Source organism: Blautia faecis (assembly GCF_020554845.1).
Classification (GTDB): domain Bacteria; phylum Bacillota; class Clostridia; order Lachnospirales; family Lachnospiraceae; genus Blautia_A; species Blautia_A faecis.
The window spans coordinates 117,218-143,477 of record NZ_JAJCIA010000001.1 but is presented as its reverse complement, the minus strand read 5'-3'; the positions used below and the strand labels follow the sequence as shown (position 1 = coordinate 143,477).

The following is a 26,260-nucleotide window of genomic DNA, read 5'->3' as shown; positions in this document are numbered from 1 at the left end:
AAACATCACCCTTTCGTATTCCATTTTTCTTTACGCGCTTTGTTCATAGCACGTCTTCTGTCTAAGAAATCTTTTCTCGCCACTTTATTCTTTGGTTTCGATTCTTCATTGCAAACTCTGATTAACGTCAGCAATCTATTGAGATGCCACTTTTCAAATTTTACTGGAATATTTAAAGCAATCATCCAGTAGTAAATCCGCTCACTGGTTATAGTTTCGTTACTCGGTTTCTTAACCGCATCCTTACGAAACCATGTAGCAGTCATAGTATCTGCAATGTAAGCGTTAACCTGATTGATGTGTTCGTTCGTGATCCGCTTGTATGTATTCGGATCGACGTTTTGTGTCAAAGTCATACAACGAATATAATCCAATGTTTCTTCAACGCTTTTTGTATCTTTGGTTAGAAACGGTTTATGCCATTTCGACTCCCATTTTGAAAGAGAGACCAGAGAATGCTCTAATGTAAGTTTCTGCTCCTTCGCAATGGTGACAAATTCTTCGTTCTCTTCGTCCCATCCTTCTATCCGGGGCAAGACAAGTTGTAGCATTTTTTTAGTCCCTCCAAATTATTTTCATTATCAAATTGTTACTGAATCAGATACACCCTTTTCATCCAGAGTTTTCTTAATTTGAGCCTTCTGTTCCGGGGTAAGAGTCGGTAACACCCCATTGATAAAATCAGAAGCTTTCTGAGAATCTGTAACTAATTCCATGAAAAGCTGAGTGTAAGCTTCTGTCTGAGAAAATGCTGTTGCTAATTCTGGAGATTTAACCAGTCTCTTTCCGTCTGGTGACTTTTCACCATAGGATTTGAGGATAAAATCTTTAATAAGTCTTATGATTGTCGGTGTATCAGCCGGAGAAACCAATTTCTCAATCATTTCCGTAAGACTTCCATCTGGCGAATACTCCATCTCAATAATTTCTGGTCTTGACAGATTGAAGTAGAAGTCTTCTGTTCTGCTAACGCCGTTATAATCCGTATAAGTAATAGTCTTTACTAACATATTTTCTCTCCTTTACATGACTGAAGAGCAGCCAGCTTACCTGAATACTGCTCTCCATTTGAAATTATTCATAAACTTTTGACAACATCTTATTTCCAGAGCTATCGGTTATTGCGTTCCCATTTGAATCTCTAAGCGTGCTATGAAACTCGATCAAATCCATTACCTGGGAAACCGTTGGGAGATAAGCACTGGTCTTGGGAGTTCCGTACAATGCATCCTCGATTCCACGTAACACATTTGCCATTCCAGCCTTCTTCATATCAGATGAAGAAAATGTAAGTTTCGACGTGGACTGACGGTTTTCCACCTCCACTGGAGTTGTATCAATCTCCCAGGAAAATGGTGAAATATCCGGGCTATCGCTAGTGCTAGCATGGTTCTCTTCTGTTGGAGAAGCCAGGCAATTATAAACCAAATGAACTTTATACGCATAGTCATTTCCACGCTCATCGTTACCGACAAGTGTTCTATAACTCAGCCCAAAGTGCTCATGCTCCTGCTGACTGATAAGTACACCCGGAGACAGTTCTTCTTTTCCAATACAACCAAGAAATTCGTTGGGATATGTGTACGCTTCAATGGTTAAACCTAACTGTTCAACTGACATCAAAGTCATATACTTTTTATTGTTAGCCCACAAGATTGATGGCTCAGCACCAGATGGATTCTCAGTAATCCCTGTGATTCCATTCCAGGCATAAGCACTATTTCCGTTGTTCTTATACAGCACAACATGGTCGACACCAGTCTCATAACGCCGCTCACCAATTTTATCCCATTCCAATTTTCCCATATTCCACCGCCTTAATTAAGACTCAAGGATTGTGACAAGTTCACTCGGAAGAAGAAGTGCTGGTTCTGCATCAGCAGTTCCATACAGTTTATCCTCAATTAGCTTGAGCTTAGCAGGATCGATTTTTGTGGAATCGATAGTCAGCATTGATGTTGATTTACTATCGTCAACATCAACTGGGGATGTTGTCACTTCCCAGGAAAATGGTGAAATATCCGGAGAATCATTTACTGTGCTTCGATCTTTATCGGTCGGTGAAGCAAGGCAATCGTAAACAAGATGGATTTTATAACCATGCTTGGTACCAACGTCATCGTTTCCGATAAGAGAGCGATAACAGAATCCAAAGTGTTCGCGATCCTGCTGACCAATGGTAACACCTTCTGCTAGTTCAGCAGAGCCGTCACATGCTTCAAATTCGTCCGGATATGTATAAGCTTCGATTGTTAAGCCAAGCTCTTCGGCAGACATTAAAGTCAAATACTTTTTGTTATTAGCCCATAATGCTGTCGGTTCTGCTCCGGATGGAGTTTCATTTACAGCGGTCAAACCGTTCCAGGCTACACCGCTTCCGTATTTTCCGCCCGTTGTAAACGGATAGAATACGCCTCTGTCGACACCGGTCTCGTAAAGACGTTCGCCGGCTTTATCCCATGAGAGTCTCATTTAAAATCCTCCTTTAATAGTAGAGTTCAAATACATAATGATTCAGATTATTGGACACGTACGGACGAACAAATCGACATAATGGTAACGCAGACACTTTGCCTACTATTTCGGTATCCGGATCATCATCAATAACAATCACCGAATACTTTATCGGGGACAAATAAACCCCGCCATTTGCATATACAGGATCGATGTCGTCAAGACTGTATACAATAGCTGGGTAATTCATCCGTACGTTTTCCGGAGGTTGAAAATAGACGTTTCTGCTGTCAAGCGTCTGGCACAAAATTTCATGAAGTTGTAGTCTTCGCTTTTCCGTTATAAACACCTCCAACCATTAATGTCAATCTAGGGTACTGAACATCAACCTTATGAATTTTCCATTTAGCACCCATAAATTCAACGTATCTCATAGCATGAAAATTCTGATAGGCAAATGGATCAGCAATAATACTGATTTCATTCGAAATATTAATATCGTCATTCACTTTGTCAGAAGCTTCCAACTGGCGTATGTTACGAATCAAATCCCCAGAATAATTTCGTTCTGTAACTTCTTCTTTATATACGCCAGGTCTTATTTCAACGTTTCGAATGTATCCTATTGTTCCGTAAAACTTTGCCATTTTGAATTTTCCCCTTTAAAATCAGCCCTGAGAATTTACTGTGTCCTGACTAGATGTATCAGAAGAAGCTGTTGTTACATCCTCCTCGACTACAATTGCTGCGTACACTCTTGTCAGTGCTCCAGAACATCTGGTTTCAAGCAGAGATTTCTCCTGGTTGAAATCGATATCGAACTGTGTGAAGTGAGCAATCTCACCGCCTTTAGTTGCACCCAGGGAATAGTCTGCAAGATTTGCGATAATGGCAACAAGTTTCTTCTTTTTATTGTCAGATGTAGTTCTGGTTTTGCCCTCGAACTGCTCAACAGTATGGATGGTGCCGACATTAAGAGCAGTAGCCAGTTCCTGTCTGGACGCGTAAATACGTCTGCCATTCAGATCTCTTGCAAGAAGCATCTGGTTCAGCATATGTGGTGTCATAAAGGCGTCTGGAGTACCAGTTCCTTTGTAATTTTCTTTTGCATACAGAACAGTATTGATCATTCCCTCGGCTACGACAAAATTCTCTCCGAAATTAGCTCCAGTGTTGGTTCCCTGAAGTTCTTTCTTAGCAGCTGCTACGTCCAGATCAACGTGAATTGTATAAAGATCATCATCTGTCCAGATTGGTCTGATATGCTCTGGATCGATTTTGCCCTCATCGCCATCGTCGCGACCATCGCCAAGCATAATAGCTGTAGCCAGTTCTTCATTCAACATCATGCGATCGATGTTGTACAGATAGGAAACATAGTCGAAATCTGTGATGTCAATGATGTCATCTCTATGCAGAGCATTTTTAACGTATACAGTCTGAGGATCTGTAGTTCTTCTGACCAGCTTAAAGTTACCAGCCTGAATTTTCTGTTTTCCTTTCTTATATCCTCTTGGTCTGAGCTTGTCGATATTACGAATATCAACCTGACTGGTTCTGATTCGTGCAATTGGACTCTTATGTACTTTGTTCATTACTGCGGTGATCCATCCCTGGTCATTTGTAATCAGTTCCGGTGCCCCAGGTCTTACCTCTTTGTATTCTGGGAACAGCAGGGATACATTACCGTCTCCAGTCTGAACAAATCCACTTGCAAGGGCGTCATGCTGAAGAGCATTATCCTCTGCATACATCGCAAGAGCAGTCTGGAAACTTCCCACCTGGCTTGTCTTTGCCTTTTTAAGAATGCTTTCCTGGTCCGCATGAGACAGATAAGTCTTGTTGTCGCGCTGATCGTTTTCAAACACATTATGTTTCATTGTTTCATCTCCTCCTTCGGAATCGTCATTGTTTTCGGACTCACCATCTTCTACAGCATGTCCGATAAGCGCATATGCTGCGGTTTTCTGTTTTTCAGTAAGAGTGTTGAAAACTTCTTCGACAGTTTCTTCGCTGTCGCCTCCATTTTCTTTACCCTCATCCTGTTTTTCTGGATCTTTTTCATCATCAGAATGTTCGAGATAGCCCATAATCATCTCGTCATAGCCAACGATGATACCTGCGTTTTCCCCATCGCCATGAGCAAGCACATCATCAATGAATGCTCCTGGATTTGCACCGGCAAGGACCAGACTTACTTCTCGAATCACACCGTGAATAACATCGCTTCCAGCCTGTTTAAGCTGATTTGCGAAAATGGACAAAGAACGCACATCACCGTGCCTAACAAGTTCTTTAGCGGTCTGACCTGCTTCAGTGTTGTTAAACTCGCAATGTGCGTAAACCCCATCATCTCTATTTTCCAGGTGTGCAAATCCAAGAACATTATCTGGTGCATTATGGTTGTGCATCCAGACTAATGGGACCGTCATTCCATTCTGCCCTTTAAACGCATCTTTTTTAATGACTCGACCATCTGCGCAGGTCAAATCATTTCGTGTGGCCCAGCCACCAAAGTCATACTTCATTTTGATTAATACCTCCTGTGTCTCTTTCTTCCCGAATCGGACTTTCGTTTGGCTGACTGAGATTACTATTTCTAAGCTCGTCTGCCTTTGGATCATCAGACGGTTTCCATCCGATAACCTGTCTTATTTCGTTTGAAGTTGCGATTTCATTTCTTGTGAATTTGTCTGAGATTTCTGCAAGATCTGCAACTGGAACCAGTTTGAATGGATCTCTGAAGAATTTAATAGATTTGTTCTGGGAACGGGCTGTTTTACTAAGAAACTTCCGTTTCATTTCGTCAACAATAGCTGCAATAATTGGCTCAATAGTACGGTTGTAATAATTCAGCATGGTTTTATCGTCTGCTGTTCCATCAAGAATACTCTGAGTGATACCTAACTGGCTATAAAGCATACTCGTAAGATATTCAATCTGTTTCATCAAGTTGTTCTCCAGTGAACGATTTAGCTGAGTTATTCTCTCAGTACCATCAGTGTAAGCAATACCATACTTGGAACCTGCTAATTGCTGCTCAATGTCTTTTCGTCTCTTTTCAGCCTGCTTACGCCTTGCTTCGGTTTTAATCACGTAAGGTAACTGAATGATTAAATCCAACTTTCCAGAACTACTTTGCTCGTCTACAGCATCCAGTAAATTCAACTTTCGAATCAATCGCTGCATTGTTGAATTCGGTTCGTTTATTACCGCATATAACGGATTTTCAACGATTGCCACTGTACTTTTAGGAACAACAATATCCTGTTTTCGTCCAGTCTCTTCATTGTATAATTCAACGCGAATGTGCTTTGGATACCAGTCTCGAATTCTACCAACTCGCATAGACAGAATTTGGTATCCCGTCGTATCGTCTGGATCGTCATCAGTATCAACTGGAACGATTGCTATACAACCTTCATCCATCATGGACATAACTGCATCTTGTATAAATGCCCGTCCTGTCTGATCCAGATTGGTTTCTGTTGATAAACAATTATTCAGTCCACTTTGCACAACATCACAAAACTGCCCTTCGGCATCCAGCTGAACGTGCCGAATATCTATGGCGGCTACATCTAAAGCTATTCGGTTATAAACTGATGTTACAATTGATCTCTCGTTTCCACGAGTCAAACGAAATCTATCCGGTCGATATGAATACCCATATCCAATGTCTTGAAACACCTTTGTCGGCTCTCGATTTCGAAAAGCATTCCAGGCATTTTTGAACCTGGAACCAACTGACAATTCCATTTTGATTTTTCACCTCCATTTACTACATGTTGGCATTTCGCCTATCATCAATTACAATATGTGGTATGCGTAAAGCAAATCTAAAAGGGTTGGGGGTATGTTATGATTAACTATGGCAAGTTTTATAAGCCATCAAGCGACAAGGAACCGAAATTTCCAAAGTGCCTGGCTTATATGGAACGCTCTGAACGCAGACAGTATGTAAGCTATTCGAAATACTTTGATGCTAACAGAACAAAGTACGAGCGTCACGAATAGTGGCTCACTTAAATCCCTCCCAACCCATTTAGATTTGCTTTACGTTGGATACCTCAAAAGTGTAATCTATTCAAATGCCTCTTTATTGGCTTTATAAGCCACATACGCATCTAACATTGCGGCAACGGCATCAATCTTATGATCCAGACGCTTCTTCAATAGTTTCCTGTTTCCATTTGTATCTTCCAGTGTGATACAGTTACCCATCGTGAATGTCATAAGTTCTTCATCAAACAGCAACATCCTTTCTTCCGATAACTTTTTCAATTCACCTAATGGTACTGATTCTGTCCTGGCTCCCTGGATAACTTTTTCAATACCAAACGGACCATTTTCACTCGCCCATCTTTCTACAAACTCTTTTGCGTAATATGGATCATAACCGAAACTCCGAACATCATACCCGCATTCAACAATGTGGTTGTCCAGATCTTCATAAACCTCCATCATGTCAAGGACAGTACCCTCAAGTACAATAAGGCTGCCCTCATCGCGAAACTGATCATATTTAACTCTCATAGCCGCTGGAAGTTTCATTAGAGTTAACGAAGAAATGTAATTTCGAGTTTTAACACCAAAACAACCATTTGATAATGGAAATAGAAAAGTAAAAGCACAGAAATCATCGCCTCGCGATAAATCTGCGCCCATTGAACATGGCATTTGCCAATAATCTCTTTTCCTATGAGGAAGAGTTTCTTCATAAGTGAAGTAATATGTATAGCCTTCCATCGGAAGACCAAAACGTTTTGCAAGAATATCATTTCGAGCGGCTGGAGCTTTCTCAGCTCTGTCGACATCTCTTTGATATGTCTCGTAACTTACTGTTTTTCCTATATTTGGGTTTGCTTTCAGCCATTTTCTTGGATTGGGGACTTCATCCACAGAATCGAGTTTATACCACCAGATTGATACATGAGGATTGACATAATCTCCTTTGAGAATGTCCATCAATTCCATTTTGATTGTATCGCCAGCTCCATTACGGACAGTACCCTCCGAACTGATTGCGACAATCAGATAATCTTCTACTTTAGATGCTCCCTGTTCAATTGCTCCGATAACATCTTCTCTGATATCGCCAGAAAGCCATTCGTCGACTGTTGCCATTTTCAGCTGTAGTCCCTGGAGCTTGTCTATTCGCATTGGTCGTACTTCCAGTAGTGATCCAGTAAGAAAGTTCTCGATTCCTTTTTTGGTAGAAGATAACTTCATGCGATTTGCTTTAGAACCGGTTGTATTTTGCAAAGAACCTTCTGTTAAGAATTTATAAAACGGGCCTCTGGATCTGGTGATAGCCGTTCGAATCGGAGATAACACCTCTTCTGCCTGTTTCATTGTTGGCGCAGTTGTTATCTGATGAGTCGTTGTAACATCCACATTAAGAAAAAAATTTTGCAAGCATGAACCATACATAGATTTTGCAGCGCCTCGTGCAACTATCAGATACTGCTTGTTTATCAAACGTTTCCTCTTAATTTTTGTTACGTACCTTCCACCGTATCCGTCCTCATAAGGTACATACACACGATTCTCTTCAAATTCATACCATCCGAATATTTGCTCAGCCCAGACCTTAAATGAATCCAGCAATTTCAAATCAGAACCATCGGTTAATGTAAGCTCGTTTTCACAATACTTGATAAAGCCTTCTACTGCTTGATCGTCATAATACACATCTGGATCAGCAATAAGATCATCGATTCGGTTCATTTCCATTTCGATTTCTTTACATACCGGAATCTCGCCTCGAATTACGGCATCTCGAAACTCGCCGTAATATTTCGGGACGGCAGTGTTTGATAATGCCATATTGTTCTCCTACTGTTTAATCGTCATCGTCCTTATCATCCGGTCCCACTTTCCAGAATTTTCCAATCTTTTTGTTGTCATTTGCCTGGAAGATTCTGGCACTTTCCTCTTTACCTACAACCGAATCAAGATACTTCTTAGTCTGATTAAGAACCAAACCCGTAACTACAGTCTTAGCAGCTTTTTTAGGTGCTTCTTTTGCTCCTTCACGGATTCCCTCTTTAACGCCGTTCACGGAATTTTTCAGACAGCTTTTCACATATGTTTTTCCACGGTTAATTGTTTTCTCGCTAAGATCTTTCATCTTTACACCGCGAAATTTAGAAATCACTTTCCCAATTTTTTCTGGATTCTTATGGACATAATAAGCTGCTGCCGCAACCGTAGCTACACCCACTCCAACTCTGGCAATTCTCTTATTTCGTTCGGTTTTCTGTTGAGATGTTAAGGGTTCGGCAGACTTCCGTCGTCCAGCAGATGTCAATGTTCCATCTTTATTCTGGTAACGACGAACGCCCCATTTCATACCCTTAACGCCATGATGTTCTAAGAATGTGTTATCCATTTTGATTTTCCTCCATGTCATCATTCTCTGCTGCCCAGTTCAATCTTGATTCGTACTCGCTGATTTGTGTTTTATAGCACTCTAATACAGCGCTGCTCATTGGCGGATCGAAAAGCAGCTTTACTTTTAGAAACATATACGATTTAACCAAATTCAATTTTGGTTCGTCTTGCATAAACTCCACCCAGTTAGTTTTGTCATCTGTGACCGTGAAGCCAGACGCTGGACCAACGCCTAACTGCGTTAAAACTGAAAACACAGAATTAATGTGCATAAGGATGTCAGCATCGAAATGCTCATATTCTGTTTCAATGCCTAACATCTTCTTGACAGAAGTAAGTATGCTGTCCATATAGATCTCACCCCCTTAATTTCTTTTCCATGGACATGTATCGTTTGCCCTCCGTTCAATTGGCAATGCAGGTAATAAACTCGCATCACCGTAATGAATAGCATTATGTGTAGATAACACTGTTGTAATAAGATAATCTGGATTCAAAAGCTCATCAGTTTTATGTACTATGTCACTCAAATTAATCGGGTTCATATGATGAATAAGTATCTTCCCATGTATCTCATAACCCTCCACTCCAAGGTCGCATCCATTATCCCGAATAATGACCGCTCGTCTGACAGAAGTCCATTCTCTGGACTTATAAAATATCTGATTCATGTACCGATCAAATCCGAATGTTTCTTCTCCAACAATTCCGTCCAGCTTCAGATATTCAAATCGGTCTTTAAAAGTTTTCAACTTGATCAATTCGGAATATGTTCTAATCATCTTCTTCATCCCCATGACCACTATATCCTCGAAACGCCTTTAATGCTTCAGCATACATCTGCTCCTGTCTTTCCATAGATTTAAGATTTTGTGTTTTGGCGTCGATTAAATCTTTTTGCTTTTCAAGTATTTCTTTTTCGATTCGTTCTTTTGTTGAACCTAATTTCAAATAATGTGTTATAACCTGGGATGAAGCAGTCCCTTCTCTTAACTGTTTTTCAGCAAGATCCACAGCTAAGGAAATAAGTTGGTTTTCCCTTGCCTCAGGTGTTAGAGCCGGACGCATCATGGAAGAACTGTCTTTTGATGCTTTTTGCTTTACTTTTCCCATACTTGATGCCTCCTTTCTGTAAGTTGATCGATAGTTTATACGCACTTTTCCTGGTGTTTAAACAGACTTATGAGAATTCTGATAAGCATTCCATCTGCCGAAAGGAGATAAAAAGGCAGCCAATATCAATAAACTCATAAGCCTGTTCAAGCACCAGTCCGATTTGTTTTTCAAAAAATATCCCCCGGGGAAAAAATAAAGACCGGGGCGATGCGGGGAGGGGGTGCATTTTTAGCAAGCCCCCTCTATCCCTAATTATCATCGTTCCAGTCCTAATGACTTGTCTTTTATAGATTTGATTACTTTCACGTGGATGATTATGTGAATTTGTTGCACTTCAATTACTACAAAACGATAATTATTGTTGATTTGTGTTATGTTGTAACTGAATATTTATTTTTTTCTTTTCTGCCTATAAGCACGGATGGTTTTCTCTTTTTAATTTAAGTTCTTTACCTTCTTATAGATTCCTCTAAAATCATACTTGATGATTTCATCAATTGCTCTCTCAACTTCAATTCTATTTTCTTCATCAGAAAGCTGATCAGATGTTCGAGCAATTCGTCCTAAATAAGAAGTTGAATGATATCCTTTTTCCTCGTCAAACATGAACCATTCATCAAATTGTTTAAAAGGATCAAAAGGATTATCAATCGTGGTTAATGCACAATCTGCTGTCATTTAACACTCTCATCCCTTTCCATTTAAATACTTTGAAACTGTAGAAGTTGATACGCCAAGAGCATCTGCAATCTCTGAAGTTGTATAGCCAGAAGCACGCATTGCTGAAATTCTATGCTGTTTTGCTGTGCTCAAAGAATTTGTAGCTCGCGGAGTTGCTCGCTGACGAATAGTATCAATATTTGTATTATTCAGAATTTGAATAAGTTTATTCTCACTAATAGCTCCCGCCTGGATAGCCTCCCATTCTCGATCTGTAATCTCGACAGGTGTGCGATGCGCCCCCACAGAGGTTCTTGCTGAAGATAATGCCTGCTGGTTTGCTTTTTTTATCTCAGCTTTTGTCATGTCTGGATTTTCTTTCTTCTTTGCTGCCACAGTTGCATTCGCCATCACCTGTGCCTGTCTCTCCCTTGGCGCATTCGATAATGCAATGTTAAGTTTTGCAGACAATGATTTAACTTCCCCCTGGTAGGTATTCTTAGCAGCGGCGGAATAGGCAATCTTACCAGTATTAATCATCTCTCTTCGAGCCTGGTTCGCCAATGATTTCATGGTATTAGCATAATCAGCATAGGCTTCCTCTTGCGGAGTACCGGAAGATAACTCACGAGCATCTTTAGCTTCTGCCATCTTGGTACTGTTTTGCATTCTGAATTTGAGTTTACCATTTTTATCGACATACTCTTCTTTTACGGTTTTGTATGATAAGGAACCATCTTCATTGATTATTGGAGAACCTTTTCTCTTGTAAACCTGAGTTTCAGATTTAGCTCTGGAAATCAACGTTGAAGCACCCTCATGATAATTGCCATCTTTATCAATGCTACCTTGATACTTTTTCTTTAACGAGGCAATACCATTATCGATCTCGCTCTGCTTGTAATCCAAAGCATGTTTCTCTGCATCAATAACAACCATGCTGTGACGGATTGCTCTGGTAAGTTCTTCTTCGGTAGCTCCTTTCAAAGTCATATCCGTAATCAAGTTAGAGACTTTCCCCATTTCGATTTGTTTATTGCCCATTTTCTTATAGGTCTTTCCATTTCTTGAATAGTACTCTATCTCTCTTGAACCAACGGTTTCAACTTTTACAGGAGAGCTCGAATCTGGACCATACGCTTCTTTAGTATCAAATCCGATCAGTCCTTTTAACTGTGGTGTTGAAGTAATTCTAACTTTGCTGGAAGTTGAATTACATGGAATTACCATAACCGTATCACCATCAAAGTCAGCTCCAGATAATCGATCAGCATTTGTTTTATTAATACCAATCGCATCCATTGGGGTATTACCAAGAACACTCTTTCCTTCTAGTGATTTGTTGTTTACTTTCAGAATCGGAATTTCTGAAGTTCCGCCATGAGGATAGCGAATTAATGCCACTGTTTCGCCATCCTTATAGTTTGGAGCATAAACCTCATTATCTTTTAATGATGGTAGGGGCAATATTACCTGGTAACTCTGTCTCGGAAGCGATGCTGCCTTTAAATGAACGGCTGCTGCATCACAATCATCGGCAAAGGATTTAAGCAATATTTTCTTTACTGTCGGATTGGTAAGAGAACAAATCTCATCGAACTCCGACTGCTTATCCGCTTTTGCTAATCCAAGCTGTTTTGTAATTAAACTAAGACTCTGTTTAGACAAGAACTGTGATGAAAGTGATTTACTCCATTCACCCCAATCACCTTCTTCGGCTCGCTTATTAATTACAGACAATGATTGTTTCTTTCCAGTAAGAGGATCTGTATATTTTCCATTTGGATCGTCATAGTAGCTCTGACCGCCATGTTCTTTGATAAGCGAACCAAATGGATTATTCGGATCATCTTTGATTTTTTTCAATACATCTTTTGTTGGTGTCCCAGAATGCTTATTGGTATTGAATATAACATCAACGCCATCTGGCATATTATCAGAATATACTGCCATGCCTTTAAGATAATGGGTTCCGTCAACCATGATTCGAACTTGGGCATAATGAGAATCGCCAAGAGAAATATCTTTTACACCTCTTCGAAGCTCAATGACCCCATCCTTATCGACACCGCCATCTTCAGCGTATCGAATCTTTAATCTCTTGGAACTCAAGCTTTCCGGATATTCAAACGCTTTTCTAAAAGAATCACCGTTGTCGTAAGAAATATAATTTCGCAAGGAATGGACATTCTCGAAATTATAAATATCCTTATGCTCTGTTCCTGGTGGACAAATGACTTTGATATTTGTCTGTTTTCCGGGATTAGTAGCTTGCGGTACGCCTCCGCCATAAACCGGATAACCCTCTAATTCCAGAATATAAAGAGCCTGATTAAGTTTCTCTTTGGAAACCCCCAATTCTCTTTCTACACCAGTGCCTACATCTATCATTCCTTTTTCTTTAATTTCTTTTCGAATGATATCAGCTGTCGCTTTAGCCTGGTTCATTCGCCTTTCAGAATTCTCATTCAAAAGCGATCGAACAGATGAATCATTGGAAAAACCCATCTTATCAGCAATCTCGTTAAGACTATATCCTTTTTCACGAAGTCCTTTCGCCGTTGCAACTTGAAGAGAACGACGTTCATCTTTTGCAAGGCTTATCTGAGTACGAAGCTGGGTGGTTGTCAAACCAATATTTTTAGCAATATCAGTCTCACTCATTCCAGTTTTCTTCAGTTCCTGCACTCTGCTAAGAAAATCGCCACTGTGCTGATATGGATCATCACCAGATCCCCAAGGATAACGTCCGGAACGTCTTGGCATTCCGTAATGCATTAAAATATCTTCCAGAATCGAGTTCACGGTTTATCCCTCCTGATCTTTCAATCTCTTAATTACCTTATCGAAAGTAATAATCTTATCCATAATTGGAACGATGTCTTCAGCTGTTGGATTATGATACAGAATCTCATTATTCTGGTATAATCTTAACTCCATCTCAATATCGCAGGGTTTTACTTTATATTCCAAACAAAAAAGAGCAGCATATATTTCAAGCTGCTCCATGTGAGCTGGAATCTGCCCGGTTTTCAGATCATGAATTCTTAGTAATCCATTTCTAAATAGAATTGCATCCGCAGTTCCAAAGCAATTATCAGAATAATAAAGCACCTGTTCTGGTGTCATTTTGAAACCTATAGCATCGTTAACATACATGTTTAATGTTTTCTGAGACTTCGGTAGCTTCTGTCCCAATGATATACACTGGGCTGCAAAAGCATGTAATACAGTTCCTTTCTGTGTTGCAAGAAACTTCGAATAAGCCTCTGCAACTTTATCCTCACTATAATTTATCCAATGATATTTACTGGCACCAAGAAAGGCGTGCTGTCCTTCAAGATTGGAATGTTTGTTGAAGTTCATCAAGTACCTCCTCTTTGTTCTCGGGATACACAAATCTTGAGAATGACATTTGATTCATGCGATCCACATAGTATTCTTGATTTGGTTGTCTCTTTGCGCCCGCTGATTTCTTGCATTCCAGAGCCGCCCATTTGTCTTTGTGAAGAACAAGTAAATCTGGAATCCCTTGAATATATGTGGGATCGTTTTTCATAACAATGCAACCAGGAAATCTTTTTTTCAGTTCCTTTATCAGATTCGCCTGGAACTTATTCTCTAGCATGAGCTAACTCCTTTCTAATTTTTACAACATAAAAAGAGAAGAAGTTTTATAAAAATACTTATTTTACCTCTTCTCTTCATAAAAGGGAATGTTTTTTTCGCGTACCAAAAGAAGACAAAAAAAATAGACAGTGACACATTAAGCATCTCTGTCTACAAATATAATTTAATTTTTTTTCAAATACACATCTCCACTTTGGGAAATATAAAATTCTTTTACCTCGGAAACTGCACGCAATGTTTTCCGAAGCGTTTTTCTCATTACAGATTCCTCACCGTTATTCAACGAATCGATCAATTCACAAACATCTTTTTCGTATTGAGATTTATCAATCTTTTCAAGCCATCGACCTTTATAATCAGCTATATGCTTTTTCAAAATGCTAAAACTGCTAAGCATTCTTTTTTCACACTTATCGATATACGCTGTCATCTCCCGATCAATGTACTTGATAAATTCGGCATCATAATTTTGAGAAAAATATGTTTCCAAAATACTGCTCATTCCATACAACTGAATCGATAACTCTAAACTCTCTTTTATCTGGAACGCATTTCCAACTAACTTTTCTATACCATCTTTTCCATTCACGGTTAAGTCCAAATCGTTCATGTAAAATTCAGCATCTTTAATGGCAACCTTTTTTGCCTCCTGAAGACTTGCAATTGTAGCTACTCGTTGTTCGTCATGAGCCATAATGGATGAAAAGTTTTCATAAGCATACTTAACAAAACTCACTTCCGATAGAAGCTCAGCCTTCTTATCCCCATATAAGAATTCCAGAATTTTATCAATGTTCTGATTTATCTTCTTTAGTTCGGAATTAACCTGCGTAATAAAATACTGTCCCGACGCAAACGCCATTGCTGAAAATGCACCGAGTATCATCGCCTCATTCTTTAATGGATATAACGATGCGGTTCCACCAAATTGACCATTTTCTTTTTTCCAGAAACTCATGAATCCACCTTGCTTTAATGACACAAGCGTACGATTAATACCATCTGGAAATTTTGCGATATACGCATTAGCCATTGAACTAGTAGCAAACATTTCTGGTAAATGCTGAATGGCATTGCTCATTTGGCACTTTTGATCATTAGTTAAACCAATCTTAATATATCCATTGGCGAGATCGTATGGTGTGTTAACTGCCTCCAACTTAAAATCATTCTCCAATTCCATCAGTTGCATTATTGAATTATTCTCCGATTCACTCATACTCTTCCTCCATCCAATGGTAAATTAAGAGCATTAAAAAAAGTGCGCCCCATAGAGACGCACCGAAAAAATGCTTCTCCCATTGTTGCCACACAATCTCGTACCGTTCAAGGGTATAAGTAAAAGAGAGAATACACTTTTTACCGAAGCTATTCCCTTGAACGTTTTATGCGATATACGATTGTGTGGCGTATTTAGTATATCACGAATCAAAAAGAAAAGAAAGAGTAATTTAGGCAACAATAAGTTTTCCTCGTTTTCTAACATCATCATAGATCATCTGGCTTCCATCTCTGAAATATACGATAATGCTCATATAATCATGTGGTCTAAAATCTCTTGCATTTTTTGACAAGGTTGGATATACAGTTTTGAAATTGTCAAATATATCTCGCCAGCTCACTTTTCTTTTTGCACTCATAAAAATCACTCCTTTTTCGGTTTTGGTCAAAAGCCCACTTTTATTGGCCATATTTATATATTATATTAATTTTTTTATCATAATAGTTTAAAGAAAAAAGTGGGAAAGTGGGCAAAAAGCCCGCAAACCCGCATAAATACTGGGTTTTTCGTGGTCAAAGTGGGGTTTTAAAAGTGGGCAGAAACCGGGCAAATGGCCAGAAATTTGACCAAAATTCCGATTTTCTGCTCCATTTTTCTTCAAATTTTTCGCTCTGGTCAAAAATAAGTGGGCTTTGGTCAAATCCTAAAACCCAAAAGTGGGCAGAAAAATGACCTGTTACTACCAGGATTTTTAACCTAGATTAGACGAAATTCTATCCTAGATTAGAAATATTCGTCACTTTTTACCTCCAAATTCTACCAGTTTTCTTGTCTTTCACAATGATTCTTTCTTCGATATGGAACCCGGAAAGCTCACAAATAGTGAAGATCGCATCGAGAAGTTTATGAAATCTTTCATCCCCATCCTTCTCAATATTCTTCAAAGCATTGTAAACAGTTGGATCAGAATACCCTTCACTGTTCTTTCTCATATCGTCATTTACCATTGATCTGTCCCTCCCTGAATTTTACTCCCCCATATTTCCAGAGGTCTTCTTTTAACTCATCCAAATCCAGTTCGCCGTCCTGCCATTTCTCATAATAATCAATCAAAAGATCGGCAAACTTAGGAATCTTTTGCGGGTATGATTTTTTCCAAAAATGGTCCATGAGAACCTCTAAGGGTAAGGTCAGCAACAGAGTAAGTGCTGTGTTTACAGCTTCATCGGTAGCTTCCCTCTTGATTCGTACAAGTTCTTCTCCAATTTTCTCACGAACCATTACATCTAATTGCTCTTTTGTGAGATTGTATGCAACCGTTTTAGATTTTTGTTCCTGTTTCTGTTCTCTTCTTCGCTCGGCTCTTCCCATAACCGTCACCTCACAATGCGATCCAGTTTCGTTTGGCAAAGAACAGATATCCGCCGACAATTAAAGTAAATAAAAAGAACGTTGCATCCCACTCAACCGGGACTGACAACGCTCCAATAAGAATCGTAATGATTGCAAATATCTTATTCAAAATTAACTCTTCTCTCCACATGTTATTTTTCTCCTCTCACAGCTAAATTATTTATTCAATTTTGTTTTGATGAATCGGTAAATAAATGTGCATGCTTTCGGATCTTCTGATTCTAACTCTTTTAATTGTTCATTCAGATCGTCGGGTTCCATACTGAAGACAAGTAAATCATATAATTTACGAACGATTTTGATTTCCTCCTCCGTTTCTTCAACAAAGCAGTCATAGCCGAAAATATTTCGAACGTCCAATACAAAACTTAATATTCCGTCAACACTTTTCTGCAATATCTCCAACTCTTCGTGTGTTGCGACTTTTACCCTTTTCATTTCCATATATTATTTTTCTCCTTTTCTGACGAACCAAATTCACTTAATTCCACGCCCATATGAATGCCAGCAATGTGGCAATAATATGCCCAATAATCCAAAACTTGTACATAAGATATACGAAATTCCATCCGTTATTATCTGGATGTTTTTTATAATAATTGACTCCCGATGGCATTGCCCACCATATAGAAACATATAAGACGACGCCAATCATGATCGAGATAATTTTTAAACACCACTTTAAATCGTCCATAATAGTTCCTTTCTATTAAAATATCTTCGCCAATATGTAAATAACGAAGATTATTAAAATACATAAAATCTCATCCATTTTCTACCTCATTTCCGCCATAACGACTCCAATATAATAAAAACACCACATGCCGAGTAAGCACATGGTTAGATAATAGAATATGATGCACAATGTATCGTTCAAACCTGGTAAAATAAATTGCAGCAGCATCCAGAAGATTGTCATAATTAATACTATAAACACCGTTACCGTCATTCCAATTCCTCTTTGTCTTTCTCGCATGCGAACGCACCACCATACACAGTCATTAGTACTAAAATTACCCAATACTGCCAGGTCTCACCACCATATCCCATTTTAATTAAAATTATAGCAACCGCACAAATCGCTGCAAATTCAATTATTTTTGCAATAATATATTTCATATATCAGTCCTCCTTACTTCCAGTCTTAATCTTATCAGCTGGTATCGCTCGTCTTGCGTCAGCCTCCATCTCCGCTATTGTTATTAACTGATCTGGACACATTTTAGCGTATTCAGCAGTGCCATGTACTTCCCAAGGATCTGGAATTTCACGGACTTTTATGTCACCCTTTACTAAACAGTACTTTAATAATTCCCGCAATCAGCCAGTATGGACTAGCAATCATGGCATACATCATAGCTATGGCTGTTTCCAAAAGAGGTCTCTCGTTTACAAGTACTTTTATTTTGTCAGTGGAAAGAGCATATAAGCAAAATATTGCCCCAATAAGAATCCATAAAAATATAAAAATCTTAAAGCTGTACATCATAGTCTCCTTTCAAAAGAACATACATTATAAATATTTGTGTCTTGCATCGCAAAGCATCCGCTGCCGTTTGTACGGATCAGATTCATCCTCAATTTTTCTCACAACATCTTTTGGGTAACAAAGCTCTTTAGCAGCCGTTACATCATTTCTCCATCTTACTGTTTCGCTCTCTGGTCTTTCTCCCCAGTTCCCAACAAACTCTACCATTGTCCTCCCCTTCCTCTGTGAATAGTCAAACTCATAAAAACGTTTTTAGATACAGGAGTAAGTCCACAACTAAAAGAAGGATGTGGTGACAATTCCCTGTTATAATCTTCAACAAACCCGGAGCCTTTTGCTCCATCGGATTTCCAAATAGGCGCGCCATAAATCGCATTTTCATCCAACGCATTATGTTTTGTTTTTCTCATAACGATTTTCTCCTTTCAAAATAATGCGGGCGGTGGACTATGCCGCGTCGTCCGGGGTGCTAACTCTCGTGTTACATTCATTCCGCTTAGGTAGTTTTTCGTACCTGGAAGTCGTCACTGTGACCTAAACCGCATTATTAAATATCATTCTTTTGTTTCTTCTTTAAATATCCTCCACCAAAATCGCTAAAACGAATATCCAATCCCTTCAGACCTTCGTTTCTGGCATATGCAGCAATTAAGCCCATGCACAATTCAAAAGTCTTATTGTCAATAACTAATCCAGCATGAATTTTGACCTCTATGCAATCCTTAACGTTATCAATCTCCATCTGAATCTTCCTCATAAGGAATCTGCTCAACGTCTCCGCCCTGCACAGTTACTGACTGCATGAGTTTTCCAGTTTCTTCATCAAAGTAGATATTATCCAGAGCATGGTCCCATTCTTCAAATTGCTCTGCGATATTTCGCCCTTTGGTTCTTCTCATGTTAATGAGTTCGTCATGCACAATTCGTCTCCAAGCTCTCGCGATCTCCATACGACTCTGGGAAAGAATATTGTACAACCCATTCTCAGTTACAAAGTTGACGGATCGCCGCTGACCTGCTACTACCATTGGTAGTTTCAGCTTTTCGTCGTCTTCACACATCTCAAGCATTTTCCATTCGTTACCAGAACTATATTCGATAACATGGCTAATGTCCTTAGCCTTAAATAACGGAGCATCAAGATCTCCATACACATTAAGAAGCTTTCCACCGAAAGATATGGTTCCTGCGATTTCAATATTTCTACTCATTTGAGATTCCCCTTTTCTCTATATAATTTCACATCAATAGCCTTCTGAATTTCTTCCGGGCTAATATTAAAAATGGACTCAAGGAAATTCAGACAAATATAAGCATCTGCCATCTCTTCCAAGAGTCCATATTGATCGTGATATCCTCGAATTTCTTTGCTTACCTGCTGTTGTAATTCTGCAAATTCTTCCATAGCAATGGTACACTTCAATTTCCATGGATCTTTCTCTACACTCCGTCTTAATATGCGCCGACGTTCTTTATCAGAAAGTTCCAAGTTACTATTCATCCCTTTAATAAAATTATAGCGTTTCATCTTGTTCCTCCCTGTACAAAGAGAAGCATAAAGACTCCAAGAATAACGCCAATAATAAATCCGATAATAAAATTAAGCATTATTATCACCAGCTTTCTCTAGTCGTGCTTTTGCTGCTTCTTTTCTCTCCAGATATTCTTTTTCATCAATCTCAGCAAATCCTACCGGTGCATCTTTGAAATATCGGTTGATTTCAACTTTTTCACCCTTAGGGGTTACTACATATAAAATACCAACCGTATCGTAGTCGCCGTTCTTTGGATCTACTAGGAAATCTTCTGTAAAAACACGATATGCGTCGATCAAAGGCATATAAGGCATTGCGATAGGAAATAGTTCGCTCATCACAGTATCAATCAAACCGCTGTGATAACTACAATGTGGATTGGAAATATTGACTCCATGAAAACGATCCACATCTGTATACTTAACAGTTCCGTCGGGTTTAACATCCTTGAACAGAGAGCTCATTCTCTTGCACTGGTAATGTTTAGAAGCATCCTTTCTGCCGTGTACTTCATTCCACACATCTTCAGTATCTTCGATTGGTGTAAGAGGCTTACCAGTAATCATTCGATTGAGAATAGCTTTAGTAAACATAATACTCGCTCCAGAATGTTCATCTTTGCAAAGGGTTTTAAATGCTTTCAGTGCGCTTTCATAGCTGGCACAACCATAATCGAATTCGTCCCCTTTACGATGGCAAGCAATCTTTACCTCATTTTCAGCCCATAACTCCATTTTTGATTTTTCTCTCTTAATTTTGCTCATTTTCGTAATCTCCTTTCTTTTTATTCAAGCCATTCATTGTCAAGATAATAAAAACCGTAGACACATGCTCCGATTAAAATTATCCAGAAAATCCAGAATAACCATAACGCAAAATCGGATTCTAAGTGATCTACGGTCTCATCAATCGTCATATTCTCATAGAATGGTGAATTATTTTTTATTGTTTTATTTTTTAATTCTGTAAATATCGTCCCAGTGTACTTCAAACCAACTCCATAGTATTTGAAACGTACATGGGAAGATTCCTTTAATGTGTCAATATAATCGTCGTCCGGTAATTGAATCTTCTTACTTGAGAATATATGTTTCAAGTAAGATACCTCTTTGCAAGTCTTATCCTCACTCCTGACATAATCCCATGACCAATAAACTTCCGTCGTATAATATGTGTGGGATTTTCCATTCACAGTCCTTGTGTGAGCTACCTTACGAGTATGTCTCGTGTAATGCTCTTCAACCTTTCTCACATACATATACTTTCCACCAATCTCCGGATAAGTAACAGTGTCAACAGCTTCCAAATCACCATAGATAAATGCGTTTCCAATATCAGTCCGCATACCATATTCAAACAGATCTTGTTCTTTAATCTTTACCGCTTTGTTATACTTTTCGTTTTTATCCATCAAATGGTCTGAGATTTTGCCGGAAATTATAAAGCCAATGAGTAACAGAACTGCAATGATAGATATACTTACTAAGATCTCTCTTTTTGTGATTTCAAAGTCTCCGAAATCAAATCTGTTCCATTTCTTCATAAGCTTATTCCCCGAACAAATTCTGTGGAGCATCAACTGGAGCATCGTAATTCAAATATGTATACTCCTGAAGCTCATAGCCGAGAATATCTAAAAAGATTCGTGTAGGGAATTTTCTTACATAACGTCTGTATACCTTTATCTGTTTGTTGTAGTTACTGCGATATTCCGCAATTAGATTTTCTGTAATAGAAAGTTCATTCATCAATTCCTTATAATTTTCATTAGATTTTAATTCCGGATAAGCCTCGCTTACAGCTGCAATCGCAGTGGTAACATTTTCGATATCTCCGGTTGAACCTCGTCCTTCTACGATAGCAGTAAGTGTATCAGCTTCGTGTTTATCGTACTGCTTTACACAATCTACAAGGTTATAAACCAGATCCACACGTCTTTTTTCCTGAACTTTGATGTCTGAATCAGCTGTATTCACCTGCTCCTCCAGTGAAAAAGCTTTATTCTGCGAGCTCTGCACTCCGAATACGCCTAACATGACAACCGCAAGAATTCCTGCAACAATAATAAGAATTAACTTCCAACTTGATTTTTTCATTTCAATTTTCCTCCAATTAAATAAAACCCACAAGCCAGTTAAGACTTATGGGTCAGTTTATAAATTTATTGACTTTTTCTTTGTTACGCTATATGCTGTATTCCACAAAAATATATGGAAGGGGGGATTAGCATGGATAAAGATTTATATCATCCGTATATGAATGAGAACGGTAAAATGGTTCATGGTCTACCCCAATACTTCAATTGACTCGATTTCATCTTCATTGAAGCCGATACACAATCCAGGTCTCTGTGGACAATCTTCAATGTCGATTGCTGCGATTCCCTCTGGTTCGTTGTCGTCTGGAAATATATAATCCGAAACAATTCCTTCAAATTCTTCTCCATCTGTGCAAATTATTTTAACTCTTTTTCCTTCAAGACTCTGACTAAGCATTATTTTTCTCCTTTCTTCTTGCTGGATAAACGTGCGTTCCCGTTTTAGAATATACGATCATAGCTGTGTTAGATACAACTTCGTTTCCGCTTTCATCAACGTACGTACCAATATCATGATCGGCAGTAATACGTTCTCGATGATTCCAGTGTCCGTTGCGATCTAATCTTGATTCGCCTTTACCGCCATACTTATCAACCAACTTCTGAGCATATTCTACATCACCATCAAGATAGCTTCTTCCTGGTAAATGGTCTGATTTGGTATGACGCTTTTGTTTATCTTTATTGACTGTCTTGGATACTTCCCCAGAATGAATTGCTTCTTCTACAAGATTATCATGTCTGCGAACTTTTGCAACCTTTTTATTTTCTTCTATCGGATATGGTGGACCATTTCTAACACCCCATTTCATACCTTTGACTCCACTATGCTGAATTTCCGCATTGCTATCCTCGTCCAGCTTAACCTTGATCTTACTGAGAATATCTTCTACAGTTTTCCTTGTGTCGGGAGCAAGCTTCATATACTTTGAATGTTCTTCATACCAGTTGAATATCTCATCCAGATTTTCCTGTGCCCAGCTGAACGCCCACCAGTCGCAGATCATTTCAATAATATAATCGTATGGCATCTCCAACACGATTTCTCCTTCTTTTGGATCGTCATTGATTAATACCCAATGTTGCCAATGATGCGGATTACGATGAATATGTAAGAGCCAAGCTCGCTGGTAATCCTGTACAACTTTAAAAGAACGATTATTACCATAAAAATATGCGTCGTAAGCGTTGTACTCATCCGGCTCATCCTTAGACTGATCGTGAGCAAATCCAGTCTGCCATCCAGCATTCACAGCGTCTTTTATTACATCTGGTAAATTCTCACATAGCCATTCATATCCTCTTTTTACATTTGATCGGTGCTGTGCCAGATACTGATCGTATTGAAAGCTCATGCCTCTGGCACCACCTTTCTTTTCGTCAATTTCTTATAAAGTTCTCGTGCTGCCTTTCCCTCAAATGCATTGATGATTTCTGAAGCGTGACCTGGTTTTGGTTTTCCTACTAATAATATCCCAGTGTCTTCACCACCATCATCTGGAAAATTCACGCTAACAATAACACTTTCTACCATTATCATTCCTCCCCCTTCCAATAGATTGGTATTTCTGAATTTGTGTTCATGCCCTCTGCTAAACAATCATTACAAGGATCAAATTTTTCATCCTTTTTCTTATGCTCGCAAGTAGGACAATATTTTTCAAAATTTACTTCTCTGTAAATATTTTCCATGTGACACCTCATTCATACACAATATCGAAGTAAAAATGCGTATACAGTCTCTTCATAAGTACAGCACGTTATCAAAGCATTAAACTCTTCTTCTGATAACATTTTTAATTTAATAGATAACATCCATATAAACATAGTCAATGTTTTTAATGTTTTCAGTATTTGCACGTCAATCCACCATCCTTTACACCGAATGCCCCCGACTTTTATTAAACCATCTCGTTTCATTGAATGTTTTCTTCTCTTTCAGAGCCTTACTAATAGCTAGGTCTATACCAGATCTCGATTTCAAATGATAATAATATAAATCCGTAAATGGAGTATTCATTCTGTCAATCCGTCCAGCTGACTGTGACATTATTTTGTAAGAATAATTCTGAGAAAAGAATACTATTGTGTCAGTTGTAATACAATTCCATCCTTCTGCTCCGGCATTGTACTGTACCAAATATACCCACGCCGAGCCTGTTGGTATAGGCTGATGCTTATGTCCGTTCCATTCTGCAATCTCATATTCAGATAAAATCTGTTTTAACAACTCCAATTCATAATCAAAATTGTAAAATATAATTGCTTTTGGATGTTTCTCAATGATTTCCAATAATGCGATTTGCCTGGATGTATCGGTATTAACTATCTTTCGCCAAACATAACATAATTCAGCCGCATTAATGATTGGTTCTTGCTTGAAGGGATTCCATCTGTTTTTCCCAGCCATTTTGTATTCTGAAACATCGTATTTGACATAGATATCTTCATGATGCGAAACGGTCTGGCGTTTGAAATCCATATTCACGAGAATGGAGTTTCGTAAACGGATCAATCTTCCAGTATCTATATACCTGTCAATCTTTGGAAATTTACTAAATCGGCTGTATATAACATGCTCCCTTATAAATTCGCTCCGGTTTTTATAAAATCCATTTGCTATAAATACCGGAATATAATCCTGCCAAGTATCACCAGGTGTTGCTGATAAAAGAATCCACTCGTTTGATTTCGCAATCTTCAAGAACGCTTTAACCCATGTTCCAGAACCTATAACTCTCTGCTCGTCAAATATAAAGAATGCGTTTCTAACATCGGAATATTTTTTTATATTGTTCCAAGAATCAACAATTACTTTATTACAATATAAATTAACATCTTCGTGAGTAGAAAGAAGGAAGGGCGCAAGCTCACCCTCCCATTCTAAAGTATCTCTCTTTCGAGCAGTTGTAATTATGTATAAGTCTTTCGGCGGATCATCCATAGGCATATACTCATCCGTTTCCAGGCAGCCACCATTACGGACGTAATAATACGCCAAAGATGTTCTAGATTTCCCGCTACCAACTCCACCACAAAGAATACATCCGTTTTTCATTTGCTCAACAGCTTTTAGTTGATACTCACGTAATTCTAATGCGCACATAAGTCTCCACTTTCGCTTGTGAATCCATCTTCAACTTCAAATGCTAAATCGTCGCCAGTCAGATCTGCTTTCGGACCTCTCATAAGCCAGTTACATGAAATTGCAGCATTAGAAAATCCGTTTTCTTTATAATATGCGAAAATACAGTTCTGCACCGGTACGGTTACTCTTATCTTTCTGCAATCATAAACCGTATTGTCGGTTACAGTAATTCCGATTATTTTGGCAACGTTTGCATAAAAATTTTCTATTGATTGACAGCATTGGAATGAACTTATGGAATATCTTTTTTTCATGAGCCCTCCATCAATATTCTTCTGGAAAAAGAATCGTTGTTGCACTTCTATCCCATTCAGTGATTATCCAAATTTTCGTATCACCATACATATAAGCAGCTAAAATTCTCTCACCATTTTTTACAGCTTCGTTGTTACTTCTAACATCTTCTTCACAGGTATCACCCCAGTCACATTTGCAATACTTCCCATACAAGGCATCCAAAATGAATAAATATAAATTTCGGTCTTTTTTCATCGCTTCTGCGATACCACGGGTACACACTATCTGTCCAAGTTCAAATTCGTTCATCTTGATCTCCTTTCAAAATTACGAAATGCTTAGTTAAATGGAATATCATCTTCCTCATCAGACTGATCGCGATTTACATCGGAATGTCTCATACTAATCGGATCGTCATCCATTTTCTGGAATACTTCCATACTCTTAACCCAGAGAGATTTTCCGTTCTTTCCCTCGTATTTATTCAGAACAACATTCACGTTATCGATCCACATGTAATCGATATTACTAACAGATTCCGCATCCAGAAGGACTCCATGACGATCGTTCTCGCCTGTCATTAAGAAAATTTTAGGCGGCCATTCGCTCTCGTAGTTCACTTTGATGGCTACATAATATCTTGGAATAAATCCTTCTTCCTCTCCTGGTTTCGGCTTTGTCAGTTTAACATTGAAGCCTTCATCGATAAGTCTTCTTGCCTGCTCAATATCCGGAATAATCAGATTCCCTTTTCTCTGAGTATTTCCATAAGTGTCTCTATCTGGATCACCAGAGAAATTTGTTTTGTAAATAAATTTTGTTCCCTCGATAATTACTAAATTGTCTCTCATTGTTAAAATAT

General features: G+C 38.7%; 41 protein-coding genes. 1 reads left to right on the top strand and 40 read right to left on the bottom strand.

Translation table 11 applies throughout. The features are described from left to right. Positions 1–5: 5 nt before the first annotated feature. The 7 genes from LIZ66_RS00775 to LIZ66_RS00745 form a co-directional block, all read right to left on the bottom strand. Positions 6–551 (bottom strand): hypothetical protein, encoded by a 546-nt coding sequence (locus LIZ66_RS00775; RefSeq protein ID WP_227198793.1) that lies wholly within the window; start codon positions 549–551, stop codon positions 6–8. 30 nt (positions 552–581) lie between these two features. Then, complete coding sequence (locus tag LIZ66_RS00770; RefSeq protein ID WP_227198792.1) at positions 582–1,010, bottom strand: hypothetical protein; 429 nt, start codon at positions 1,008–1,010, stop codon at positions 582–584. Between the two features lie 64 nt (positions 1,011–1,074). Next, positions 1,075–1,806, bottom strand: a complete 732-nt coding sequence (locus LIZ66_RS00765) for a hypothetical protein (RefSeq protein WP_227198791.1) — start codon at positions 1,804–1,806, stop codon at positions 1,075–1,077. Positions 1,807–1,821: 15 nt separating this feature from the next. Beyond that, positions 1,822–2,472 carry a hypothetical protein gene (locus LIZ66_RS00760; RefSeq protein ID WP_226834035.1) on the bottom strand — a complete coding sequence of 217 codons (651 nt, stop codon included), beginning with the start codon at positions 2,470–2,472 and terminating at the stop codon, positions 1,822–1,824. 293 nt (positions 2,473–2,765) lie between these two features. Continuing rightward, complete coding sequence (locus LIZ66_RS00755; protein ID WP_226834031.1) at positions 2,766–3,101, bottom strand: DUF7253 family protein; 336 nt, start codon at positions 3,099–3,101, stop codon at positions 2,766–2,768. Between the two features lie 21 nt (positions 3,102–3,122). Then, positions 3,123–4,982, bottom strand: a complete 1,860-nt coding sequence (locus tag LIZ66_RS00750) for an HK97 family phage prohead protease (RefSeq protein ID WP_226834029.1) — start codon at positions 4,980–4,982, stop codon at positions 3,123–3,125. After that, complete coding sequence (locus tag LIZ66_RS00745) at positions 4,972–6,213, bottom strand: phage portal protein (RefSeq protein ID WP_227199990.1); 1,242 nt, start codon at positions 6,211–6,213, stop codon at positions 4,972–4,974. The genes LIZ66_RS00750 and LIZ66_RS00745 overlap by 11 nt, the downstream gene beginning before the upstream one ends. Before the next feature lie 102 nt (positions 6,214–6,315). Here LIZ66_RS00745 and LIZ66_RS00740 point away from each other — a divergent pair, with 102 nt between their 5' ends. Next, the gene (locus LIZ66_RS00740; RefSeq protein ID WP_227199988.1) at positions 6,316–6,471 is read left to right on the top strand and encodes a hypothetical protein; all 156 of its coding nucleotides are present in this window, start codon (positions 6,316–6,318) and stop codon (positions 6,469–6,471) included. 66 nt (positions 6,472–6,537) lie between these two features. Here the strand turns inward: LIZ66_RS00740 and LIZ66_RS00735 are convergent, their stop codons facing one another. The 33 genes from LIZ66_RS00735 to LIZ66_RS00575 form a co-directional block, all read right to left on the bottom strand. After that, positions 6,538–8,283, bottom strand: coding sequence for a terminase TerL endonuclease subunit (locus LIZ66_RS00735; protein ID WP_226818702.1), 1,746 nt, complete (start codon positions 8,281–8,283; stop codon positions 6,538–6,540). A 16-nt stretch (positions 8,284–8,299) separates the two neighbouring features. Then, positions 8,300–8,848 carry a DUF7211 domain-containing protein gene (locus LIZ66_RS00730; protein WP_226818700.1) on the bottom strand — a complete coding sequence of 183 codons (549 nt, stop codon included), beginning with the start codon at positions 8,846–8,848 and terminating at the stop codon, positions 8,300–8,302. Further along, positions 8,841–9,200, bottom strand: a complete 360-nt coding sequence (locus LIZ66_RS00725) for a phage head-tail connector protein (protein WP_226818698.1) — start codon at positions 9,198–9,200, stop codon at positions 8,841–8,843. The genes LIZ66_RS00730 and LIZ66_RS00725 overlap by 8 nt, the downstream gene beginning before the upstream one ends. A 15-nt stretch (positions 9,201–9,215) precedes the next feature. After that, complete coding sequence (locus LIZ66_RS00720) at positions 9,216–9,647, bottom strand: hypothetical protein (RefSeq protein ID WP_330663524.1); 432 nt, start codon at positions 9,645–9,647, stop codon at positions 9,216–9,218. Further along, complete coding sequence (locus LIZ66_RS00715) at positions 9,625–9,963, bottom strand: hypothetical protein (RefSeq protein ID WP_226818697.1); 339 nt, start codon at positions 9,961–9,963, stop codon at positions 9,625–9,627. The genes LIZ66_RS00720 and LIZ66_RS00715 overlap by 23 nt, the downstream gene beginning before the upstream one ends. A 438-nt stretch (positions 9,964–10,401) precedes the next feature. Further along, positions 10,402–10,644, bottom strand: coding sequence for a hypothetical protein (locus tag LIZ66_RS00710; protein WP_195982799.1), 243 nt, complete (start codon positions 10,642–10,644; stop codon positions 10,402–10,404). A gap of 9 nt (positions 10,645–10,653) precedes the next feature. Beyond that, the gene (locus tag LIZ66_RS00705) at positions 10,654–13,431 is read right to left on the bottom strand and encodes a helix-turn-helix transcriptional regulator (protein WP_227199986.1); all 2,778 of its coding nucleotides are present in this window, start codon (positions 13,429–13,431) and stop codon (positions 10,654–10,656) included. 3 nt (positions 13,432–13,434) lie between these two features. Beyond that, the gene (locus LIZ66_RS00700; protein WP_227199984.1) at positions 13,435–13,992 is read right to left on the bottom strand and encodes a PD-(D/E)XK nuclease family protein; all 558 of its coding nucleotides are present in this window, start codon (positions 13,990–13,992) and stop codon (positions 13,435–13,437) included. After that, on the bottom strand, positions 13,964–14,254 hold the full coding sequence (locus tag LIZ66_RS00695; RefSeq protein WP_226834026.1) for a hypothetical protein: 291 nt from the start codon (positions 14,252–14,254) through the stop codon (positions 13,964–13,966). The genes LIZ66_RS00700 and LIZ66_RS00695 overlap by 29 nt, the downstream gene beginning before the upstream one ends. A gap of 165 nt (positions 14,255–14,419) precedes the next feature. Then, entirely contained in the window at positions 14,420–15,475 is a 1,056-nt protein-coding gene (locus LIZ66_RS00690) for a hypothetical protein (protein ID WP_226818693.1), read from the bottom strand. Between the two features lie 232 nt (positions 15,476–15,707). Further along, the gene (locus LIZ66_RS00685) at positions 15,708–15,896 is read right to left on the bottom strand and encodes a hypothetical protein (RefSeq protein WP_226818692.1); all 189 of its coding nucleotides are present in this window, start codon (positions 15,894–15,896) and stop codon (positions 15,708–15,710) included. 385 nt (positions 15,897–16,281) lie between these two features. Continuing rightward, complete coding sequence (locus LIZ66_RS00680; protein ID WP_195982793.1) at positions 16,282–16,485, bottom strand: hypothetical protein; 204 nt, start codon at positions 16,483–16,485, stop codon at positions 16,282–16,284. Then, the gene (locus LIZ66_RS00675) at positions 16,475–16,849 is read right to left on the bottom strand and encodes a hypothetical protein (RefSeq protein WP_227199982.1); all 375 of its coding nucleotides are present in this window, start codon (positions 16,847–16,849) and stop codon (positions 16,475–16,477) included. The genes LIZ66_RS00680 and LIZ66_RS00675 overlap by 11 nt, the downstream gene beginning before the upstream one ends. A 10-nt stretch (positions 16,850–16,859) precedes the next feature. Next, the gene (locus LIZ66_RS00670; protein WP_226818688.1) at positions 16,860–17,021 is read right to left on the bottom strand and encodes a hypothetical protein; all 162 of its coding nucleotides are present in this window, start codon (positions 17,019–17,021) and stop codon (positions 16,860–16,862) included. A gap of 26 nt (positions 17,022–17,047) precedes the next feature. Next, positions 17,048–17,335: a hypothetical protein gene (locus tag LIZ66_RS00665; protein ID WP_226818686.1), complete on the bottom strand. Its 288-nt coding sequence runs from the start codon at positions 17,333–17,335 to the stop codon at positions 17,048–17,050. A gap of 501 nt (positions 17,336–17,836) precedes the next feature. After that, positions 17,837–18,010 carry a hypothetical protein gene (locus LIZ66_RS00660; protein ID WP_226818684.1) on the bottom strand — a complete coding sequence of 58 codons (174 nt, stop codon included), beginning with the start codon at positions 18,008–18,010 and terminating at the stop codon, positions 17,837–17,839. A gap of 163 nt (positions 18,011–18,173) precedes the next feature. Then, a complete protein-coding gene (locus LIZ66_RS00655; RefSeq protein ID WP_226834024.1) occupies positions 18,174–18,377 on the bottom strand; it encodes a hypothetical protein in 204 nt (67 codons plus the stop codon). Positions 18,378–18,404: 27 nt separating this feature from the next. Further along, positions 18,405–18,587: a hypothetical protein gene (locus tag LIZ66_RS00650; protein WP_226818672.1), complete on the bottom strand. Its 183-nt coding sequence runs from the start codon at positions 18,585–18,587 to the stop codon at positions 18,405–18,407. Then, on the bottom strand, positions 18,581–18,790 hold the full coding sequence (locus LIZ66_RS00645; RefSeq protein WP_226818670.1) for a hypothetical protein: 210 nt from the start codon (positions 18,788–18,790) through the stop codon (positions 18,581–18,583). The genes LIZ66_RS00650 and LIZ66_RS00645 overlap by 7 nt, the downstream gene beginning before the upstream one ends. 137 nt (positions 18,791–18,927) lie before the next feature. Next, on the bottom strand, positions 18,928–19,122 hold the full coding sequence (locus tag LIZ66_RS00640; protein ID WP_226818669.1) for a hypothetical protein: 195 nt from the start codon (positions 19,120–19,122) through the stop codon (positions 18,928–18,930). Further along, complete coding sequence (locus tag LIZ66_RS00635) at positions 19,112–19,591, bottom strand: BRO-N domain-containing protein (protein ID WP_226818667.1); 480 nt, start codon at positions 19,589–19,591, stop codon at positions 19,112–19,114. The genes LIZ66_RS00640 and LIZ66_RS00635 overlap by 11 nt, the downstream gene beginning before the upstream one ends. Next, complete coding sequence (locus LIZ66_RS00630) at positions 19,588–19,908, bottom strand: nucleoside triphosphate pyrophosphohydrolase family protein (RefSeq protein WP_195982784.1); 321 nt, start codon at positions 19,906–19,908, stop codon at positions 19,588–19,590. Before LIZ66_RS00630 ends, LIZ66_RS00635 begins: the two co-directional genes overlap by 4 nt. Positions 19,909–19,980: 72 nt before the next feature. Continuing rightward, positions 19,981–20,679 (bottom strand): hypothetical protein, encoded by a 699-nt coding sequence (locus LIZ66_RS00625; RefSeq protein WP_226818666.1) that lies wholly within the window; start codon positions 20,677–20,679, stop codon positions 19,981–19,983. 20 nt (positions 20,680–20,699) lie between these two features. Next, positions 20,700–21,458: a hypothetical protein gene (locus tag LIZ66_RS00620; protein ID WP_226818665.1), complete on the bottom strand. Its 759-nt coding sequence runs from the start codon at positions 21,456–21,458 to the stop codon at positions 20,700–20,702. 4 nt (positions 21,459–21,462) lie between these two features. Beyond that, positions 21,463–22,011, bottom strand: coding sequence for a LemA family protein (locus tag LIZ66_RS00615; RefSeq protein WP_226818663.1), 549 nt, complete (start codon positions 22,009–22,011; stop codon positions 21,463–21,465). A gap of 189 nt (positions 22,012–22,200) precedes the next feature. Further along, entirely contained in the window at positions 22,201–22,410 is a 210-nt protein-coding gene (locus tag LIZ66_RS00610) for a hypothetical protein (RefSeq protein WP_195982781.1), read from the bottom strand. After that, the gene (locus tag LIZ66_RS00605) at positions 22,403–23,368 is read right to left on the bottom strand and encodes a DUF5662 family protein (protein ID WP_227199980.1); all 966 of its coding nucleotides are present in this window, start codon (positions 23,366–23,368) and stop codon (positions 22,403–22,405) included. The genes LIZ66_RS00610 and LIZ66_RS00605 overlap by 8 nt, the downstream gene beginning before the upstream one ends. Then, complete coding sequence (locus LIZ66_RS00600) at positions 23,365–23,547, bottom strand: hypothetical protein (RefSeq protein ID WP_226818657.1); 183 nt, start codon at positions 23,545–23,547, stop codon at positions 23,365–23,367. Before LIZ66_RS00600 ends, LIZ66_RS00605 begins: the two co-directional genes overlap by 4 nt. 2 nt (positions 23,548–23,549) lie before the next feature. Next, entirely contained in the window at positions 23,550–23,705 is a 156-nt protein-coding gene (locus LIZ66_RS00595; protein WP_195982778.1) for a hypothetical protein, read from the bottom strand. Positions 23,706–23,889: 184 nt separating this feature from the next. Next, a complete protein-coding gene (locus LIZ66_RS00590; RefSeq protein WP_226818654.1) occupies positions 23,890–25,119 on the bottom strand; it encodes a DEAD/DEAH box helicase family protein in 1,230 nt (409 codons plus the stop codon). Further along, positions 25,107–25,415, bottom strand: a complete 309-nt coding sequence (locus tag LIZ66_RS00585; protein WP_195982776.1) for an L-tyrosine decarboxylase — start codon at positions 25,413–25,415, stop codon at positions 25,107–25,109. Before LIZ66_RS00585 ends, LIZ66_RS00590 begins: the two co-directional genes overlap by 13 nt. Positions 25,416–25,425: 10 nt before the next feature. Beyond that, positions 25,426–25,707, bottom strand: coding sequence for a hypothetical protein (locus tag LIZ66_RS00580; protein WP_226818653.1), 282 nt, complete (start codon positions 25,705–25,707; stop codon positions 25,426–25,428). 29 nt (positions 25,708–25,736) lie between these two features. Beyond that, entirely contained in the window at positions 25,737–26,249 is a 513-nt protein-coding gene (locus LIZ66_RS00575) for a hypothetical protein (RefSeq protein WP_226818651.1), read from the bottom strand. Positions 26,250–26,260 lie beyond the last annotated feature (11 nt).

Bases quoted from the DNA above. Each gene is read 5' to 3' on its own strand.
- LIZ66_RS00775 (WP_227198793.1), bottom strand. From the start codon at position 551: ATGCTACAACTTGTCTTGCCCCGGATAGAAGGATGGGACGAAGAGAAC.
- LIZ66_RS00770 (WP_227198792.1), bottom strand. From the start codon at position 1,010: ATGTTAGTAAAGACTATTACTTATACGGATTATAACGGCGTTAGCAGA.
- LIZ66_RS00765 (WP_227198791.1), bottom strand. From the start codon at position 1,806: ATGGGAAAATTGGAATGGGATAAAATTGGTGAGCGGCGTTATGAGACT.
- LIZ66_RS00760 (WP_226834035.1), bottom strand. From the start codon at position 2,472: ATGAGACTCTCATGGGATAAAGCCGGCGAACGTCTTTACGAGACCGGT.
- LIZ66_RS00755 (WP_226834031.1), bottom strand. From the start codon at position 3,101: ATGGCAAAGTTTTACGGAACAATAGGATACATTCGAAACGTTGAAATA.
- LIZ66_RS00750 (WP_226834029.1), bottom strand. From the start codon at position 4,982: ATGAAGTATGACTTTGGTGGCTGGGCCACACGAAATGATTTGACCTGC.
- LIZ66_RS00745 (WP_227199990.1), bottom strand. From the start codon at position 6,213: ATGGAATTGTCAGTTGGTTCCAGGTTCAAAAATGCCTGGAATGCTTTT.
- LIZ66_RS00740 (WP_227199988.1), top strand. From the start codon at position 6,316: ATGATTAACTATGGCAAGTTTTATAAGCCATCAAGCGACAAGGAACCG.
- LIZ66_RS00735 (WP_226818702.1), bottom strand. From the start codon at position 8,283: ATGGCATTATCAAACACTGCCGTCCCGAAATATTACGGCGAGTTTCGA.
- LIZ66_RS00730 (WP_226818700.1), bottom strand. From the start codon at position 8,848: ATGGATAACACATTCTTAGAACATCATGGCGTTAAGGGTATGAAATGG.
- LIZ66_RS00725 (WP_226818698.1), bottom strand. From the start codon at position 9,200: ATGGACAGCATACTTACTTCTGTCAAGAAGATGTTAGGCATTGAAACA.
- LIZ66_RS00720 (WP_330663524.1), bottom strand. From the start codon at position 9,647: ATGGGGATGAAGAAGATGATTAGAACATATTCCGAATTGATCAAGTTG.
- LIZ66_RS00715 (WP_226818697.1), bottom strand. From the start codon at position 9,963: ATGGGAAAAGTAAAGCAAAAAGCATCAAAAGACAGTTCTTCCATGATG.
- LIZ66_RS00710 (WP_195982799.1), bottom strand. From the start codon at position 10,644: ATGACAGCAGATTGTGCATTAACCACGATTGATAATCCTTTTGATCCT.
- LIZ66_RS00700 (WP_227199984.1), bottom strand. From the start codon at position 13,992: ATGAACTTCAACAAACATTCCAATCTTGAAGGACAGCACGCCTTTCTT.
- LIZ66_RS00695 (WP_226834026.1), bottom strand. From the start codon at position 14,254: ATGCTAGAGAATAAGTTCCAGGCGAATCTGATAAAGGAACTGAAAAAA.
- LIZ66_RS00690 (WP_226818693.1), bottom strand. From the start codon at position 15,475: ATGAGTGAATCGGAGAATAATTCAATAATGCAACTGATGGAATTGGAG.
- LIZ66_RS00685 (WP_226818692.1), bottom strand. From the start codon at position 15,896: ATGAGTGCAAAAAGAAAAGTGAGCTGGCGAGATATATTTGACAATTTC.
- LIZ66_RS00680 (WP_195982793.1), bottom strand. From the start codon at position 16,485: ATGGTAAATGACGATATGAGAAAGAACAGTGAAGGGTATTCTGATCCA.
- LIZ66_RS00675 (WP_227199982.1), bottom strand. From the start codon at position 16,849: ATGGGAAGAGCCGAGCGAAGAAGAGAACAGAAACAGGAACAAAAATCT.
- LIZ66_RS00670 (WP_226818688.1), bottom strand. From the start codon at position 17,021: ATGTGGAGAGAAGAGTTAATTTTGAATAAGATATTTGCAATCATTACG.
- LIZ66_RS00665 (WP_226818686.1), bottom strand. From the start codon at position 17,335: ATGGAAATGAAAAGGGTAAAAGTCGCAACACACGAAGAGTTGGAGATA.
- LIZ66_RS00660 (WP_226818684.1), bottom strand. From the start codon at position 18,010: ATGAAATATATTATTGCAAAAATAATTGAATTTGCAGCGATTTGTGCG.
- LIZ66_RS00655 (WP_226834024.1), bottom strand. From the start codon at position 18,377: ATGTACAGCTTTAAGATTTTTATATTTTTATGGATTCTTATTGGGGCA.
- LIZ66_RS00650 (WP_226818672.1), bottom strand. From the start codon at position 18,587: ATGGTAGAGTTTGTTGGGAACTGGGGAGAAAGACCAGAGAGCGAAACA.
- LIZ66_RS00645 (WP_226818670.1), bottom strand. From the start codon at position 18,790: ATGAGAAAAACAAAACATAATGCGTTGGATGAAAATGCGATTTATGGC.
- LIZ66_RS00640 (WP_226818669.1), bottom strand. From the start codon at position 19,122: ATGGAGATTGATAACGTTAAGGATTGCATAGAGGTCAAAATTCATGCT.
- LIZ66_RS00635 (WP_226818667.1), bottom strand. From the start codon at position 19,591: ATGAGTAGAAATATTGAAATCGCAGGAACCATATCTTTCGGTGGAAAG.
- LIZ66_RS00630 (WP_195982784.1), bottom strand. From the start codon at position 19,908: ATGAAACGCTATAATTTTATTAAAGGGATGAATAGTAACTTGGAACTT.
- LIZ66_RS00625 (WP_226818666.1), bottom strand. From the start codon at position 20,679: ATGAGCAAAATTAAGAGAGAAAAATCAAAAATGGAGTTATGGGCTGAA.
- LIZ66_RS00620 (WP_226818665.1), bottom strand. From the start codon at position 21,458: ATGAAGAAATGGAACAGATTTGATTTCGGAGACTTTGAAATCACAAAA.
- LIZ66_RS00615 (WP_226818663.1), bottom strand. From the start codon at position 22,011: ATGAAAAAATCAAGTTGGAAGTTAATTCTTATTATTGTTGCAGGAATT.
- LIZ66_RS00610 (WP_195982781.1), bottom strand. From the start codon at position 22,410: ATGCTTAGTCAGAGTCTTGAAGGAAAAAGAGTTAAAATAATTTGCACA.
- LIZ66_RS00605 (WP_227199980.1), bottom strand. From the start codon at position 23,368: ATGAGCTTTCAATACGATCAGTATCTGGCACAGCACCGATCAAATGTA.
- LIZ66_RS00600 (WP_226818657.1), bottom strand. From the start codon at position 23,547: ATGGTAGAAAGTGTTATTGTTAGCGTGAATTTTCCAGATGATGGTGGT.
- LIZ66_RS00595 (WP_195982778.1), bottom strand. From the start codon at position 23,705: ATGGAAAATATTTACAGAGAAGTAAATTTTGAAAAATATTGTCCTACT.
- LIZ66_RS00590 (WP_226818654.1), bottom strand. From the start codon at position 25,119: ATGTGCGCATTAGAATTACGTGAGTATCAACTAAAAGCTGTTGAGCAA.
- LIZ66_RS00585 (WP_195982776.1), bottom strand. From the start codon at position 25,415: ATGAAAAAAAGATATTCCATAAGTTCATTCCAATGCTGTCAATCAATA.
- LIZ66_RS00580 (WP_226818653.1), bottom strand. From the start codon at position 25,707: ATGAACGAATTTGAACTTGGACAGATAGTGTGTACCCGTGGTATCGCA.
- LIZ66_RS00575 (WP_226818651.1), bottom strand. From the start codon at position 26,249: ATGAGAGACAATTTAGTAATTATCGAGGGAACAAAATTTATTTACAAA.